The sequence below is a fragment of the Pseudomonas sp. QC2 genome, assembly GCF_002859085.1.
Taxonomy (GTDB): Bacteria; Pseudomonadota; Gammaproteobacteria; order Pseudomonadales; family Pseudomonadaceae; genus Aquipseudomonas; species Aquipseudomonas petroselini.
This window is the reverse complement of record NZ_PKKS01000019.1, coordinates 186,397-200,714: the sequence shown is the minus strand read 5'-3', so window position 1 is coordinate 200,714 and position 14,318 is coordinate 186,397. Positions and strand designations below refer to the sequence as shown.

The window sequence follows — 14,318 nt, the reverse complement described above, 5'->3', positions numbered from 1 at the left end:
TTTCCGGTCAGGCCTTGATCTGACCCCAAGCTTTAAGGATCTGAACCGTGATTGGACGTTTGCGCGGCACCCTGGCTGAGAAACAGCCGCCGCACCTGATTCTGGATGTGAACGGGCTGGGGTATGAGCTGGAAGTGCCCATGACCACCCTGTATCGCCTACCGTCGGTCGGTGAGCCGATAACGCTGCACACGCACCTAGTGGTGCGCGAAGATGCGCAACTCCTCTATGGTTTCATTGGCAAGCGCGACCGCGACTTCTTCCGCGAGCTGATCCGCCTCAATGGCGTGGGCCCGAAATTGGCGCTGGCGTTGATGTCGAGCCTGGAAGTCGATGAGCTGATGCGTGCTGTTTCGGCCCAGGACACTTCGGCGCTGACCAAGGTGCCGGGCGTCGGCAAGAAGACCGCCGAGCGCCTGCTGGTGGAGCTCAAGGACCGTTTCAAGGCATGGGAAGTTGTGCCAAGCATGTTTGCCCTGGTGCCGAATCAGCCAGATATGCCGGCGGGCCAAGTGGCCAGTGCCGAAAGCGATGCGGTCAGCGCGCTGATATCCCTGGGCTACAAGCCGCAGGAAGCCAGCAAGGCTGTGTCGGCCATCAAGGACAAGAACCTGAGCAGTGAAGACATGATCCGCCGCGCCCTGAAGGGAATGATTTAAGTGATTGAAGCAGATCGTCTGATTGCGGCCACCGGCCCGCGAGACCGTGAAGAGGTCCAGGACCGGGCCATTCGCCCCCTGAGCCTGGCCGACTACATCGGCCAGCCCACCGTGCGCGAGCAGATGGAACTGTTTATCCAGGCTGCCCGGGGGCGCAGTGAGTCCCTGGACCACACGCTGATCTTCGGCCCGCCGGGTTTGGGTAAAACCACGCTGGCCAACATTATTGCCCAGGAAATGGGCGTGTCGATCAAGTCCACCTCGGGTCCGGTGTTGGAGCGTCCGGGTGACCTGGCAGCGCTGCTGACCAACCTTGAGCCGCATGACGTGCTGTTTATCGACGAGATCCACCGGCTTTCGCCGATCGTCGAAGAAGTGCTGTACCCGGCCATGGAAGACTTCCAGCTCGACATCATGATCGGCGAAGGCCCGGCGGCCCGTTCGATCAAGCTCGACCTGCCGCCATTCACCTTGGTAGGCGCGACCACCCGTGCCGGCATGCTGACCAACCCGCTGCGAGACCGTTTCGGCATTGTTCAACGTCTAGAGTTTTATAGCACCGCGGACCTGGCGACGATCGTCAGCCGTTCGGCGGGCATCCTGGGTTTACCGCTGGACCCGGAAGGCGCGTTTGAAATCGCCCGTCGGGCCCGTGGCACGCCGCGGATCGCCAACCGTTTGCTGCGTCGCGTGCGGGACTTTGCCGAAGTGCGTGCCAAGGGGCATATCACCAAGGCCGTGGCCGACCTGGCCTTGAACCTGCTGGACGTGGATGAGCATGGCTTCGATCACCAGGATCGGCGTCTACTCTTGACCATGATCGAGAAGTTCGACGGTGGCCCGGTGGGTGTCGACAGCCTGGCGGCGGCCATCAGCGAAGAGCGCCACACCATTGAAGACGTGCTGGAGCCGTACCTGATCCAGCAGGGCTACATCATGCGCACGCCAAGGGGGCGGGTGGTGACGCGGCACGCCTATCTGCACTTTGGGTTAAACATTCCGTCACGATTGGGCGAGATGCCTGTAGTAGACGAATTCCTCGATGCAGTGGACGATTAAAAGCTTCACGCCAGACGATTTATCCGAGGTTTGTGCTGTCCTAGTGGCTGGTGTCGTCTTTCAGTCAGTAGAAATATTCTTCAGGATGAAGAGTGATAATGAAAAAACAGTTGCGGGCCGGATTGGCAACCTGAGGAGTAAGCACTAGAGTATGCGCGCGCAAAACGGGGATCAGTCGTTCGCACATCGCTGTCGCGTTTATTACGAGGACACCGATGCCGGCGGCATCGTGTATTACGTCAATTACCTCAAGTTCATGGAGCGGGCTCGAACCGAGCGGCTACGGGAGCTGGGCTTTGCCCAATCCCAGCTGGCAGGGGAGGACCTGTTGTTCGTCGTGCACTCCAGCGAGGCGCGGTATCACGCGCCGGCGCGGCTGGACGACGAGCTGTTGGTCAGCGCTGAAGTAATCGAATTGAACCGTGTCAGCCTGCGTTTCAAGCAGCAGGTCAGGCGGGCAACGGATGCAACGCTGCTCTGTGAGGGGCAGTTCCTGGTGGCCTGTGTGCGCACCAATAGTTTGAAACCCCGGGCCATTCCCGAAGCTCTACGTGCGGCCTTTGCCGACGTAAGCGGCGCGGGTAAACAATCAAAGCAGGAGATTTAGCGTGGAACCTACCGTCGTCGACCATTCCTCCATGTGGAGCCTGGTCAGCAATGCCAGTGTTGTGGTTCAACTGGTCATGCTGACCCTGGTAGCCGCATCGGTTACCTCTTGGGTCATGATTTTTCAGCGCAGCAACCTGCTGCGTGCCGGTCGACGTGCCCTGGAGAGCTTTGAAGAGCGCTTCTGGTCGGGTATCGACCTGTCCAAGCTGTACCGCCAGGCCGGCAGCAACCCGGACCCTGATTCGGGCGTAGAGCAGATCTTCCGTGCCGGCTTCAAGGAATTCTCCCGTCTGCGCCAGCAGCCAGGCGTTGACCCTGAAGCGGTCATGGAAGGCGTGGCCCGCGCCATGCGCGTCGCCATTTCCCGCGAAGAAGAAAAGCTTGAGCAAAGCCTGCCGTTCCTCGCCACCGTAGGTTCCGTCAGCCCGTACATTGGTCTGTTCGGTACCGTCTGGGGGATCATGAACTCCTTCCGCGGCCTGGCTCAGGCCCAGCAAGCGACCCTGGCCACCGTGGCCCCCGGTATCGCCGAAGCCCTGATCGCTACGGCGATCGGCTTGTTTGCCGCTATCCCCGCAGTAATCGCCTACAACCGCTTCGCTGCCACCAGCGAAACGTTGATCGGCCGTTACTACACCTTCGCCGATGAGTTCCAGGCGATCCTGCACCGTAAAGTGCACACCAGCGAAGAATAAGCAGGTAATTCCCAATGGCTTTAATCGCTCGAGCTCGCAAAAAGCGCAAGCCGGTCGCCGAGATGAACGTAGTGCCTTACATCGACGTGATGCTGGTGCTGCTGGTTATCTTCATGGTGACCGCGCCGATGCTCAACCAGGGCGTGAAGGTTGATCTGCCCAAGGTTTCCAGTGAAGCCTTGCCGCAAGACAACAACACTCAAGTCCTGACCATTTCGATCAAGGCTGACAAGACCTATTACTGGAACCTTGGCAGCGAAGTCGACACGCAGAAGCAGCAAGACAAGGCCCTGACCTTGCCCGCGATGACCGATGCCGTGACCAAGATCATTCGCTCCGGCAACGAAGGCGGCAAGCACACCCAGGTGTTCATCCGTGGCGACAAATCGGTCGACTACGGCTCTGTCATGGGCGCCATGGGCGGGCTGCAGAAGGCCGGCGTGGGTAACGTTGGCTTGATTACCGAGGCGCCCTGATGCAGCAACAGCGAGAGCCGTCCGCCTCGGAAAGCTTCTTCTGGCCTAGCGTCTGGGCGATTGCCCTGCACGTCCTGGTGTTTGGCATGCTGTTCGTCAGCTTTGCCATGACCCCGGACCTGCCGCCAGCCAAGCCGATCGTGCAGGCGACCCTGTATCAGCTGAAATCGAAAAGCCAGGCCACCACCCAGACCAATCAGAAGATTGCGGGTGAGGCCCAGAAGTCGGCTGCGCGCCAGACTGAAGTCGAACAGATGGAACAGAAGAAGGTCGAGCAGGAAGCGGTGAAGGCTGCTGCGGAACAAAAGAAAGAAGAGGCGGCTCAAAAGGCCGAGGAATCGAAAAAGGCAGACGAAGCCAAGAAGGCCGACGAGGCGAAAAAGGCTGATGAAGCCAAAAAGTCCGAGAAGGCTGCCGAAGCTAAAAAAGCCGAAGAGAAACAATTGGCTGATATAGCCAAGAAGAAATCTGAAGAAGAAGCCAAGAAAGCTGCTGAAGAAGAGGCCAAGAAAAAGGCCGCTGAAGACGCCAAGAAGAAAATAGTCGAAGACGCGAAGAAGAAAGCCGCCGAAGACGCCAAGAAAAAAGCTGAAGCAGACGAGGCGAAGAAGAAAATCGCCGACGACGCGAAGAAGAAAGCTGCCGCCGACGCCACCAAGAAAAAGGCCCAGGAAGCAGCGCGTAAATCCGCCGAAGAGAAAAAGGCCCAGGCCTTGGCAGATTTGCTTTCCGACACGCCTCAGCGTCAGCAAGCCTTGGCCGATGAGCAGGGCGATGATGTCGCGGGCAGTTTCGACGACCTGATTCGGGCGCGGGCAGCAGAGGGTTGGACACGTCCACCTTCGGCGCGTAAAGGCATGACAGTAGTGCTGCAGATCGGCATGTTGCCGGACGGTACGGTGACTTCGGTCAGCGTGGCCAAGTCCAGTGGTGACGGTTCGTTCGACAGTTCGGCGGTTGCCGCGGTCAAGAACATTGGCCGGTTGACCGAGATGCAGGGAATGAAACCAAGCGACTTCGCTCCCTATCGTTCATTCAAGATGACATTCACACCTGAGGATCTAGCCTTGTGAGAAACCTTCTTCGAGGAATGCTTGTCGTTATTTGCTGTATGGCAGGGATAGCGGCGGCGGATGAAAAGAACATCCTGGTCACCAGCGGTAGCGATCGGGCCACTCCGATCGCCGTTGTACCGTTTGGCTGGCAGGGCGGCAGCGTGCTGCCGGACGACATGGCCCAGATCGTCAGCGACGACCTGCGCAACTCCGGCTACTACGCGCCGATTCCGAAAGGCAACATGATCAGCCAGCCGAACCAGGCCAGCGAAGTCGTGTTCCGTGACTGGAAAGCGGTGGGTGCGCAGTACCTGATGGTCGGCAACATCACGCCGGCCGGTGGTCGCCTGCAAATCCAATACACCTTGTTCAACGTGGCCACCGAGCAGCAGGTCTTGACCGGCAGCGTGTCGGGCACCGCCGAACAACTGCGGGACATGGCTCACTACATCTCGGACCAGTCGTTTGAGAAGCTCACCGGTATCAAGGGGGCTTTCTCGACGCGTCTGCTGTACGTGACCGCTGAACGTTTTTCCGTAGACAACACTCGTTACACATTGCAGCGCTCGGATTACGACGGTGCACGGGCTGTGACCTTGCTGCAATCGCGTGAGCCAATCCTGTCGCCGCGCTTTGCGCCGGACGGCAAGCGTATTGCCTATGTATCTTTCGAGCAGCGTCGTCCGCGTATCTTCGTCCAGCACATTGATACTGGCCGTCGTGAGCAGATCACCAACTTTGAAGGCCTCAACGGTGCGCCAGCCTGGTCGCCGGATGGTTCGCGCCTGGCATTCGTGCTGTCCAAGGACGGCAACCCGGACATCTACGTGATGAACATGGCTTCGCGCCAGATCTCTCGCGTAACCAGCGGCCCGGGTATCAATACCGAACCGTTCTGGGGCAAGGATGGTTCGACCATCTACTTCACCTCTGACCGAGGCGGCAAGCCGCAGGTCTATAAGGCGAACGTGAATGGCGGTGGTGCGGAGCGTGTTACTTTTATCGGTAACTACAACGCCAACCCTAAGCTTTCGGCTGATGAAAAGACGTTGGTGATGATTCACCGTCAGGATGGTTTCACTAATTTCCGGGTTGCGGCCCAGGATTTGCAGCGCGGAACCGTAAAAATCCTCACAGATACCAACCTTGATGAGTCAGCCACTGTTGCGCCCAACGGCACCATGGTAATCTACGCCACCCGCCAGCAGGGCCGGGGAGTCTTGATGCTCGTGTCCATTAATGGACGCGTAAGGCTCCCGCTTCCTACCGCACAAGGCGAAGTCAGAGAACCATCCTGGTCCCCTTACCTGAACTGACGCGGCGCTACAAAAAAAGATTTGCTTAACACACTGGGGTTCATTAGGAGTTTCACGATGGAAATGCTGAAGTTTGGTAAGTTTGCTGCTCTGGCTCTGGCTCTGTCCGTAGCCGTTGGTTGCTCGTCTAAAGGCGGCGACAATGCCGGTGAAGGCGCAGCTGTTGATCCAAACGCTGGTTACGGCGCTAACACTGGTGCAGTTGACGGCTCCCTGAGCGAAGAAGCTGCTCTGCGCGCTATCACCACTTTCTACTTCGAATACGACAGTTCGGACCTGAAACCAGAAGCCATGCGCGCTCTGGACGTTCACGCGAAGGACCTGAAAGCTAACGGCGCTCGCGTTGTTCTGGAAGGTAACACTGACGCCCGTGGTACTCGTGAGTACAACATGGCACTGGGCGAGCGTCGTGCGAAAGCCGTTCAGCGCTACCTGGTACTGCAAGGTGTTGCTCCAGGCCAACTGGAACTGGTTTCCTACGGTAAAGAGCGTCCAGTTGCAACTGGCAACGACGAACAGTCGTGGGCTCAAAACCGTCGCGTCGAACTGCGTAAGTAATTCGTCATGCGAACGTGCCGTCGTGCTCTAACTGTATTGGCTCTCAGTCTCGCACCGCTTGCGGTGTGGGCTGCGGTTCCTGTGGAAGATAGCAACTCTGGCTATAACAATAGCGGGAGCAGTTATCCGCCAGCGGGTTATGGCACGAACGGCGCCTATGCTGGGGGGGCGGCTACGTCCGCCCCCTCCGCACAGGGCGAACTGTTCAACCAGCTGCAACGCATGCAGGATCAACTGGCGCAGCAACAAGGCGCGATTGAAGTTCTGCAGAACCAAGTGAATCAGCTGAAGCAAGAAGGCCTGGAGCGATACCAGGATCTTGATCGACGCATTGGAGCCGGCGTTACACCTGCCGCAACTCCTGATAATTCTTCTGCCGGTGGCGCGCCCAGTGCCGCTGCCGGCGGTGCAGCAGCGGGGGCTGCGGCGGCAAGCCAGGCCCCTGCCGCGAGCAGCGAACCGGGTGATCCGGCGAAGGAGAAACTGTATTACGATGCAGCCTTCGACCTGATCAAAGCCAAGGATTTCGATAAGGCCAGCCAGGCATTTACCGCTTTCCTGCGTAAATACCCGAACAGCCAGTACGCGGGCAACGCCCAATACTGGTTGGGCGAGGTCAACCTGGCAAAGGGTGATCTGCAGGGGGCAGGCCAGGCATTTGCCAAGGTCAGCCAGCTGTACCCCAAGCACGCCAAGGTGCCGGACTCGCTGTATAAACTCGCTGACGTAGAACGCCGCCTGGGTCATACCGACAAGGTCAAAGGCATTCTGCAGCAGGTTGTGGCCCAATATCCGGGTACATCGGCTGCCCAGTTGGCCCAACGGGACCTGCAGCGCTTGTAAGCGAAGCAGCCCGTTTAGAAGAAACCCGCGCCTGGCGCGGGTTTTTTCGTTAGAATCCACGCCCTTTTATGAAACACGCTTTTTGGGGCCTGCGCGTTGGCGGGGTACCTTAAAGTGCCTGACGGAGGCGGACAGCCTGTTTAGCTGTTACGCCCGTGGCGACTATGCAAGACACATTACGTATTACCGAAGTTTTTTACTCGTTGCAGGGTGAAACGCGAACGGCCGGCCTGCCCACAGTCTTTGTGCGCCTCACCGGTTGCCCCTTGCGTTGCCAGTACTGCGACAGCGCCTACGCCTTCAGTGGTGGCACCGTGCGCACCCTCGATGACATCCTGGAGCAGGTGGCCGGCTACAAGCCGCGCTATGTCTGCGTAACCGGCGGTGAACCGCTGGCCCAGCCCAACGCCATCCCATTGCTCAAGCAGCTGTGTGACGCCGGCTACGAGGTTTCCCTGGAGACCAGTGGTGCGCTGGATATCTCGGCAGTCGATCCCCGTGTAAGCCGCGTGGTCGACCTCAAGACCCCAGGCTCCAAGGAAGCGCACCGTAACCGCTACGAGAACATCGAGCTGCTGACGGCCAACGATCAGGTCAAGTTTGTCATCTGTTCGCGCGAGGACTACGACTGGGCGAACTCCAAGCTGATTCAATACGGGTTGGACCGACGCGCCGGCGAAGTGCTGTTCTCGCCAAGCCACCATGACTTGAACGCCCGTGACCTCGCCGATTGGGTGGTTGCGGACAATCTACCGGTGCGCCTGCAATTGCAGTTGCATAAATACCTTTGGAACGACGAGCCAGGACGCTGATATGACTGAACACACCATGGATCAAAAACGCGCGGTAATCCTGCTCTCCGGCGGCCTCGACTCCGCCACGGTGGTGGCTATGGCGCAAGCGCAGGGCTACAGCTGCTACACCATGAGTTTCGACTACGGCCAACGTCACCGTGCCGAGCTGAACGCCGCCGCCCGTGTCGCCCGTGACATGGGCGTGGTGGAGCACAAGGTGATCGGCTTGAACCTCAACGGCATCGGCGGCTCCGCGCTGACCGACAGCAGCATCGACGTGCCGGAAGCCCCCAGCGAAGGCATACCGGTGACTTATGTGCCGGCACGCAACACCGTGTTCCTGTCCCTGGCCCTTGGCTGGGCGGAAGTGCTCAACGCTCGAGATATCTTTATCGGCGTCAACGCGGTGGATTACTCCGGCTACCCGGACTGCCGCCCTGAATTCGTCGAGTCGTTCGAACGCATGGCCAACCTGGCCACAAAGGCCGGTGTAGAAGGGCAAGGCTTCCGCATCCTGGCGCCACTGCAAAACCTGAGCAAGGCCGATATCGTGAAGGCTGGCGTAGGACTTGGCGTCGATTACTCGCTGACTGTTTCCTGCTACCAGGCAGACGATGACGGCCGTGCTTGTGGGAAATGCGACAGCTGCCGACTGCGTGCAGAAGGCTTCCAAGCCGCCGGAATTGCTGACCCAACGCGTTATTTCTGATTTATTTCAAATAAGGTGTTGAATAATCCTTAGAAATCAGTATTATACGCGCCACCACACAGCGGGTCGTTAGCTCAGTTGGTAGAGCAGTTGGCTTTTAACCAATTGGTCGTAGGTTCGAATCCCACACGACCCACCATTTTTGGCGGTTTAGAAAATCCGGAAGGCCCACGCAAGTGAGGATTTCCGGGTTTTTTTTTGCCTGTTTGAAAACACAGCGAGCCCCAGGCCAACGAAAGCCTGGGTTTTTTTTGTATCTGCGCGAAGCTGCCGTTGTCGCCAAAACCCATGGGTCACAATCGGGTCTCAAGGTCATTGCTGGAGACAAAAATACGGCCAAAGTCTTTGAAATCCATAGGATTGTCCGACAATCCAATGGATGAAAAACTCTTCATAAAGCACCCGCTCGAACGTTGGTAGCTTCCTCATCGCTGCCCCATCATTCGAGTCCTAATAATGAATAACAAAACTCTTAAAGGCGCCTTGGCGCTTGCCGTTTCCCTGGCCTCAACCCAGCTGTTCGCCGGTGGTTTCGCATTAAATGAACAAAGCATCAGTTCAATGGGTACGGGCTACGCCGGTCGCTCCTCTTCGGCCGAGGACGCGAGTACGGTGTTCGGCAACCCCGCCGGCATGTCCCGCTTGAAGAAGAATGAAGTCAGCCTCGGCGCGACCTACCTTGATGCCAAAACCGATATCAAAGACGCCAGTTCCTCGCAGTTCGGTGCCAACAACCCAGGCACCAACAAAGGCGACATGGTGCCCGGCATTGCCGTGCCGATGGGCTACCTGGTCACGCCCATCGATGAGCACTGGGCGTTCGGCCTGGGCATCTACGCGCCGTTCGGCCTGGTGACCGACTATGAGCACAGCTTCCAGGGCAATGCTTTTGGCAGTAAGAGCAAGGTGTCGGTCATCACCGTGCAGCCAACGGTCAGCTATGCCTTCAACGACAAAGTGTCGGTGGGCTTTGGCCCGACTTTCAACCGCATCGACGGCGAGCTGGATTCCAACGTGCCCCTGGGGGGTGGCGCCAGCGAAAGCGTGAAGGTCAAGGGTAACGACAACGCCACGGGGTTCAACGCCGGTATCCTCGTGCAGCCTCTCGACAGCACGCGCATCGGTGTGACCTACCACTCGCAGGTGGTGTATCACCTCAGCGGCAAGACCCATGCGTCCGGCCTGATTTCCGATACCTTTGACGGTGGGCCGCAGAAGTATGACGCCAGCCTGGACCTGACAACCCCTTCGTCGGTGGATTTCTCGGTCACCCAGCAACTGAATGATGACTGGACCCTCTACCTCGGCAGCACGTACACGCGTTGGAGTCAGTTGAAGAAGATCACCATCAACAACGACGGTGTGTCCGACCTCACTGCTCAATTCGGCGGCCTGGGTTCGATCACCGAGCAACAGCACTGGCATGACACCTGGTCCCACGCCATCGGCGCGGCCTATCGGGTCAACAAAGAACTGGTGCTGCGGACCGGTTTTTCGGTGGACCAGACGCCGACCAACAACACTGACCGATCCGTGCGGATTCCGACGGGTGATCGCACGGTTTTCAGCCTGGGCGCGGGCTGGACGCCAGTCGACAACCTGACCTTCGATGTGGCGTATTCCTATCTCAAGGAAGAGCCGATCAAGGTGCGGCAGAACCTTTCCCAGGTAGGCCTCACCTACGATGCCAAGTATGAAAATAGCGCCAATGGCTTTGGTGGGTCGGTGACTTACCGCTTCTGACGTCCGCGCAACGCACAGCGTCGGTTGTAAAAACGGGAAACCCCAGCCTTGGGGTTTCCCGTTTTTTTACACCCGACGGACGTACCCGCGAATGCCAGATTAGGCTTTTGAAACCATTGGATATTCTGTAGCCTTGCGCAGCTTCATCGCTAACCGTGCTTGATGAACACAATCACTTCGTCCGGCGGCGCCCGAAGGGCTCCAGAGCCGGTGGTACACTCGACTTTCGCGCAACGGCGCCTGCAGGTCTTGCGAACATGACGCAAATTTCCGAACGCCTTCTGGTTCAAGCCCACCTCGACGCCAAGCAGCCCAAGGCGCTCAGCGCCGATGAAGAGGCTGGCCTGCGTACCGCCATCGCCGCCGAGCTCAAAGCGCAAGACGCTGTGCTGGTTGCTCACTTCTACTGCGACCCGGTCATCCAGGCCCTGGCCGAAGAAACCGGCGGCTGTGTCTCCGACTCCTTGGAAATGGCCCGCTTCGGCGCCGCCCACCCGGCCAAGACCGTGTTGGTTGCCGGTGTGCGTTTCATGGGCGAGACCGCCAAGATCCTCACACCCGAAAAACGCATCCTCATGCCCACCCTGGAAGCTACCTGCTCCCTGGACCTGGGCTGCCCGGTGGAGGAGTTCTCGGCGTTCTGCGACCAGCACCCCGAACGCACCGTGGTGGTGTATGCCAACACTTCGGCGGCCGTCAAAGCCCGGGCAGATTGGGTGGTGACGTCGAGCTGCGCGCTGGAAATCGTCGAAAGCCTGATGGACAACGGTGAAACCATCATTTGGGGACCTGACAAGCACCTGGGTACCTACATCCAGCGCCAGACCGGTGCCGATATGCTGTTGTGGGATGGCGCCTGCATCGTCCACGAAGAGTTCAAGTCCAAGCAGTTGGAAGACATGAAGGCGCTGTACCCGGACGCAGCCATTCTGGTGCACCCTGAGTCGCCGACTGCGGTGATCGAACTCGCGGATGCCGTGGGTTCGACCAGCCAACTGATTGCGGCTGCCCAGCGCCTGCCGAACAAGACCTTTATCGTCGCCACCGACCGCGGCATTTTCTACAAGATGCAGCAGCTGTGCCCGGACAAGGTCTTCGTCGAAGCGCCTACCGCCGGCAACGGGGCTGCGTGCCGTAGTTGCGCGCATTGCCCGTGGATGGCGATGAACACGCTGGAGCGCACGCTGCAGTGCCTGCGTGAGGGCACTAACGAGATCTTCGTCGAGCCGTCCGTGATCCCGCAGGCGGTGCGCCCGCTCAAGCGCATGCTGGATTTCACCCAGGCCGCACGCCTTAAACTCGCCGGCAACGCCTGACTCAAGGCGGGCTCAGTAAAAAATGTGGGAGGGGGCTTGCTCCCGATAACGGAGTGTCAGTCAGCTCATCTGCAACTGATACCCTGCTATCGGGAGCAAGCCCCCTCCCACAGGTTGATTTCCACTCGTCAGGGCGTTATTTCTTCTGCTTCGGAATCCGCACCAACTGCGTATCCGAATAGATGTCATGCCAGCTGCGTTTGCGCTTATCAAACAGCGACCAGATAAACCCCAGCCCCACGCATAACCACGACGCGATCGCCACCACAAAGCGCAACAGCGCCTGCCACAGGCTGATCCGCGAGCCGTCCGCGTTCTGTACGCGCACGCCCCACACCTGCATGCCCAGGGTCTGGCCGGAATGGGTCCAGAACTTCGCAAAGAAGCCAAACAGCACAAACAACAGAATCGTCGACAGCAACGGGTCGCCGTCCAGCGCGCCGGATTCGGTGAGGGTGCGCATCTTGGCCTCGCCAACAAACGCGATCCAGACCAGCTTGTAGATAAACGCAGTGACAATCAGCAGGGCAGTGCACAACAGGAAGTCATAGAACATCGCTGCCAGGCGACGGCCCAGGCCAACGGCGGGGAACTCGCCTTGGGGGCTCAGCAGGGGTTTCGGCATGGCAGGGCTCTCTTATGAAAAAAGCCATTTTACGAGCAAACGCGCATAAAAAAGCCCCTGATGTCAGCATCAGGGGCTTTTTGTCGCAGGGAAGGATCAGGCTTCTGCGATTACTTCATCAGCCTGCATGCCTTTTTGACCCTGCACGGCAACGAAGGTCACCTTCTGGCCTTCTTTCAGGCTCTTGAAGCCGTTGCCTTGAATAGCGCGGAAATGCACGAACAGATCCGGACCGCTTTCTGGAGTGATAAAACCAAACCCTTTCTCGTCGTTAAACCACTTGACGGTACCGCTCTGACGTGTCGACATTTCTTCTTTCCTTTGACGCTAAAAATTAATGACAGCCCCTTTCGAATGAAAGAGTACTGGGCTGGGTTGCAGGAAAGTAAGAGACGTCGAACGGGTTGTAGCACAACTACTTCAGCTACTGCCCAGGTCCAGGTTCCAAGCGACCCATGCAAACACAGTGGTCAAACTCTACGCCAACTAACAGAGAAAAAACAAGTCCTGCCAAAAGCCCAGCTTTTGCTGGGGCTAATGACACTTGTATGAATGTTGTGGGTCTGACTTATTCGATAGAGTTGGTCACTTGTTATAGGTTGAACCCTATAACAAAGACTATCGACAGTGCACTGTTTTATGGCGGTTGCGTTACAGATTAGTGCACGTTAACGCAACCGCGTTACTTATAGAAACAGTCAATCAGCCACGGAAGTAACGTTGCGGTACAAATGGCATTTTACTTACACGAAGTGGCACCTTTTTCCCACGCACCAACGCAGAGACTTCGGTATCCAGTGCGATGAATGCGCTGTCCAGATAACCCATTGCCAACGGGCCGCCGAGGGTCGGACCGAAACCACCGCTGCATACGCTGCCAATCACTGTGCCGTCGGCGTCGACGATCTCCGCGCCTTCGCGCACGGGCGTGCGCTCTTGTGGCAACAGGCCTACACGTTTACGGCTCACACCGGCTTGCTGCTGGGTGAAGATCGTGTCGGCACCCGGGAAGCCACCGGCACGTGCGCCATCGGCGCGACGGGCCTTGGAGATCGCCCACAGCAGGCTGGCTTCGATCGGCGTGGTGTCGGTGTTCATGTCGTGGCCGTACAGGCACAGGCCCGCTTCCAGGCGCAACGAATCGCGGGCGCCCAGGCCGATGGCCTGCACTTCGGTCTCCGCCAGGAGGCTGCGGGCGAGGCTTTCGGCGTTGGCGGCCGGTACTGAGATTTCGAAGCCGTCTTCACCGGTGTAGCCCGAACGGCTGACATAGCAGTCCACGCCCAGCAGGCGCAGGGAGGCGAACTGCATAAACGTCATCTGGGTGACTTCCGGTGCCAGGCGGGCCAGCACCTTGACCGCCGCCGGGCCTTGCAGCGCCAGCAAGGCGCGCTCTTCAAACAATGGCTCGATGCTGCACTGGTCGCCGATATGCTGACGCAGGTGCGCCAGATCCTGGTCCTTGCAGGCGGCGTTGACCACCAGGAACAGTTCGTCGTTGCCAAGGTTCGCCACCATCAGGTCGTCGAGAATGCCGCCCTGAGCGTTGGTGAACATCGCATAGCGCTGCATGCCTACCGGCAGGTCGATGATGTCGACCGGCACCAGGGTTTCCAGGGCCTTGGCGGCATTCGCACCGGTCAGGCGGATCTGGCCCATGTGGGACACGTCGAACAGCCCGGCCTGATCACGGGTGTGCAGGTGTTCCTTCATGACGCCCAGTGGGTATTGCACCGGCATGTCGTAGCCGGCGAAGGGCACCATGCGCGCGCCCAGTTCAATGTGCAGGGCGTGCAGAGGGGTTTTCAACAGGGTTTCGGTGGACATATTCAGCTCCTGAAAAACGTGCTGGCGCGCCGTT

16 protein-coding genes and 1 tRNA gene are annotated in these 14,318 nt (G+C 58.5%); 14 read left to right on the top strand and 3 right to left on the bottom strand.

Features of this window, described 5'->3' with window-relative positions:
* Nucleotides 1-47 precede the first annotated feature (47 nt).
* The 14 genes from ruvA to nadA all read left to right on the top strand — a co-directional run bounded on the left by ruvA (nt 48) and on the right by nadA (nt 11,832).
* Nucleotides 48-659 carry a Holliday junction branch migration protein RuvA gene (ruvA, locus tag QCBJ_RS18900; protein WP_102061323.1) on the top strand — a complete coding sequence of 204 codons (612 nt, stop codon included), beginning with the start codon at nt 48-50 and terminating at the stop codon, nt 657-659.
* Nucleotides 660-1,718, top strand: coding sequence for a Holliday junction branch migration DNA helicase RuvB (gene ruvB / locus QCBJ_RS18895; RefSeq protein WP_015885611.1), 1,059 nt, complete (start codon nt 660-662; stop codon nt 1,716-1,718).
* Nucleotides 1,719-1,869: 151 nt separating this feature from the next.
* Nucleotides 1,870-2,325 carry a tol-pal system-associated acyl-CoA thioesterase gene (gene ybgC / locus QCBJ_RS18890; RefSeq protein ID WP_015885610.1) on the top strand — a complete coding sequence of 152 codons (456 nt, stop codon included), beginning with the start codon at nt 1,870-1,872 and terminating at the stop codon, nt 2,323-2,325.
* A 1-nt stretch (nt 2,326) separates the two neighbouring features.
* Nucleotides 2,327-3,022, top strand: a complete 696-nt coding sequence (tolQ, locus tag QCBJ_RS18885) for a protein TolQ (protein WP_015885609.1) — start codon at nt 2,327-2,329, stop codon at nt 3,020-3,022.
* 23 nt (nt 3,023-3,045) lie between these two features.
* Nucleotides 3,046-3,498 (top strand): protein TolR, encoded by a 453-nt coding sequence (gene tolR / locus QCBJ_RS18880; RefSeq protein WP_161793227.1) that lies wholly within the window; start codon nt 3,046-3,048, stop codon nt 3,496-3,498.
* Entirely contained in the window at nt 3,498-4,571 is a 1,074-nt protein-coding gene (gene tolA / locus QCBJ_RS18875) for a cell envelope integrity protein TolA (protein WP_015885608.1), read from the top strand. The genes tolR and tolA overlap by 1 nt, the downstream gene beginning before the upstream one ends.
* A 17-nt stretch (nt 4,572-4,588) precedes the next feature.
* Complete coding sequence (gene tolB / locus QCBJ_RS18870) at nt 4,589-5,869, top strand: Tol-Pal system beta propeller repeat protein TolB (protein WP_043205819.1); 1,281 nt, start codon at nt 4,589-4,591, stop codon at nt 5,867-5,869.
* A 57-nt stretch (nt 5,870-5,926) separates the two neighbouring features.
* Entirely contained in the window at nt 5,927-6,427 is a 501-nt protein-coding gene (gene pal / locus QCBJ_RS18865; protein ID WP_003193861.1) for a peptidoglycan-associated lipoprotein Pal, read from the top strand.
* Between the two features lie 6 nt (nt 6,428-6,433).
* Nucleotides 6,434-7,270, top strand: a complete 837-nt coding sequence (gene ybgF / locus QCBJ_RS18860; RefSeq protein ID WP_046035282.1) for a tol-pal system protein YbgF — start codon at nt 6,434-6,436, stop codon at nt 7,268-7,270.
* 164 nt (nt 7,271-7,434) lie between these two features.
* A complete protein-coding gene (queE, locus tag QCBJ_RS18855) occupies nt 7,435-8,082 on the top strand; it encodes a 7-carboxy-7-deazaguanine synthase QueE (RefSeq protein WP_015885605.1) in 648 nt (215 codons plus the stop codon).
* A gap of 16 nt (nt 8,083-8,098) precedes the next feature.
* Nucleotides 8,099-8,773 (top strand): 7-cyano-7-deazaguanine synthase QueC, encoded by a 675-nt coding sequence (gene queC, locus QCBJ_RS18850; RefSeq protein WP_015885604.1) that lies wholly within the window; start codon nt 8,099-8,101, stop codon nt 8,771-8,773.
* A gap of 63 nt (nt 8,774-8,836) precedes the next feature.
* Nucleotides 8,837-8,912, top strand: a tRNA-Lys gene (locus QCBJ_RS18845).
* Nucleotides 8,913-9,229: 317 nt separating this feature from the next.
* Nucleotides 9,230-10,516 (top strand): OmpP1/FadL family transporter, encoded by a 1,287-nt coding sequence (locus QCBJ_RS18840; RefSeq protein ID WP_102061322.1) that lies wholly within the window; start codon nt 9,230-9,232, stop codon nt 10,514-10,516.
* Nucleotides 10,517-10,773: 257 nt separating this feature from the next.
* On the top strand, nt 10,774-11,832 hold the full coding sequence (nadA, locus tag QCBJ_RS18835; RefSeq protein ID WP_015885602.1) for a quinolinate synthase NadA: 1,059 nt from the start codon (nt 10,774-10,776) through the stop codon (nt 11,830-11,832).
* 136 nt (nt 11,833-11,968) lie between these two features.
* On the opposite strand, the gene QCBJ_RS18830 is transcribed toward nadA, so the two are convergent.
* From QCBJ_RS18830 to gcvT, 3 genes are all read right to left on the bottom strand, one after another.
* The gene (locus tag QCBJ_RS18830) at nt 11,969-12,457 is read right to left on the bottom strand and encodes an RDD family protein (protein ID WP_015885601.1); all 489 of its coding nucleotides are present in this window, start codon (nt 12,455-12,457) and stop codon (nt 11,969-11,971) included.
* Between the two features lie 96 nt (nt 12,458-12,553).
* Nucleotides 12,554-12,766, bottom strand: a complete 213-nt coding sequence (locus QCBJ_RS18825; RefSeq protein ID WP_007951194.1) for a cold-shock protein — start codon at nt 12,764-12,766, stop codon at nt 12,554-12,556.
* A gap of 393 nt (nt 12,767-13,159) precedes the next feature.
* A complete protein-coding gene (gene gcvT, locus QCBJ_RS18820; protein ID WP_046035284.1) occupies nt 13,160-14,284 on the bottom strand; it encodes a glycine cleavage system aminomethyltransferase GcvT in 1,125 nt (374 codons plus the stop codon).
* Nucleotides 14,285-14,318: the final 34 nt, after the last annotated feature.

Bases quoted from the DNA above. Each gene is read 5' to 3' on its own strand.
- nadA (WP_015885602.1), top strand. From the start codon at position 10,774: ATGACGCAAATTTCCGAACGCCTTCTGGTTCAAGCCCACCTCGACGCC.
- ybgF (WP_046035282.1), top strand. From the start codon at position 6,434: ATGCGAACGTGCCGTCGTGCTCTAACTGTATTGGCTCTCAGTCTCGCA.
- QCBJ_RS18825 (WP_007951194.1), bottom strand. From the start codon at position 12,766: ATGTCGACACGTCAGAGCGGTACCGTCAAGTGGTTTAACGACGAGAAA.
- QCBJ_RS18830 (WP_015885601.1), bottom strand. From the start codon at position 12,457: ATGCCGAAACCCCTGCTGAGCCCCCAAGGCGAGTTCCCCGCCGTTGGC.
- QCBJ_RS18840 (WP_102061322.1), top strand. From the start codon at position 9,230: ATGAATAACAAAACTCTTAAAGGCGCCTTGGCGCTTGCCGTTTCCCTG.
- pal (WP_003193861.1), top strand. From the start codon at position 5,927: ATGGAAATGCTGAAGTTTGGTAAGTTTGCTGCTCTGGCTCTGGCTCTG.
- tolA (WP_015885608.1), top strand. From the start codon at position 3,498: ATGCAGCAACAGCGAGAGCCGTCCGCCTCGGAAAGCTTCTTCTGGCCT.
- gcvT (WP_046035284.1), bottom strand. From the start codon at position 14,284: ATGTCCACCGAAACCCTGTTGAAAACCCCTCTGCACGCCCTGCACATT.
- ybgC (WP_015885610.1), top strand. From the start codon at position 1,870: ATGCGCGCGCAAAACGGGGATCAGTCGTTCGCACATCGCTGTCGCGTT.
- queC (WP_015885604.1), top strand. From the start codon at position 8,099: ATGGATCAAAAACGCGCGGTAATCCTGCTCTCCGGCGGCCTCGACTCC.
- queE (WP_015885605.1), top strand. From the start codon at position 7,435: ATGCAAGACACATTACGTATTACCGAAGTTTTTTACTCGTTGCAGGGT.
- tolB (WP_043205819.1), top strand. From the start codon at position 4,589: ATGCTTGTCGTTATTTGCTGTATGGCAGGGATAGCGGCGGCGGATGAA.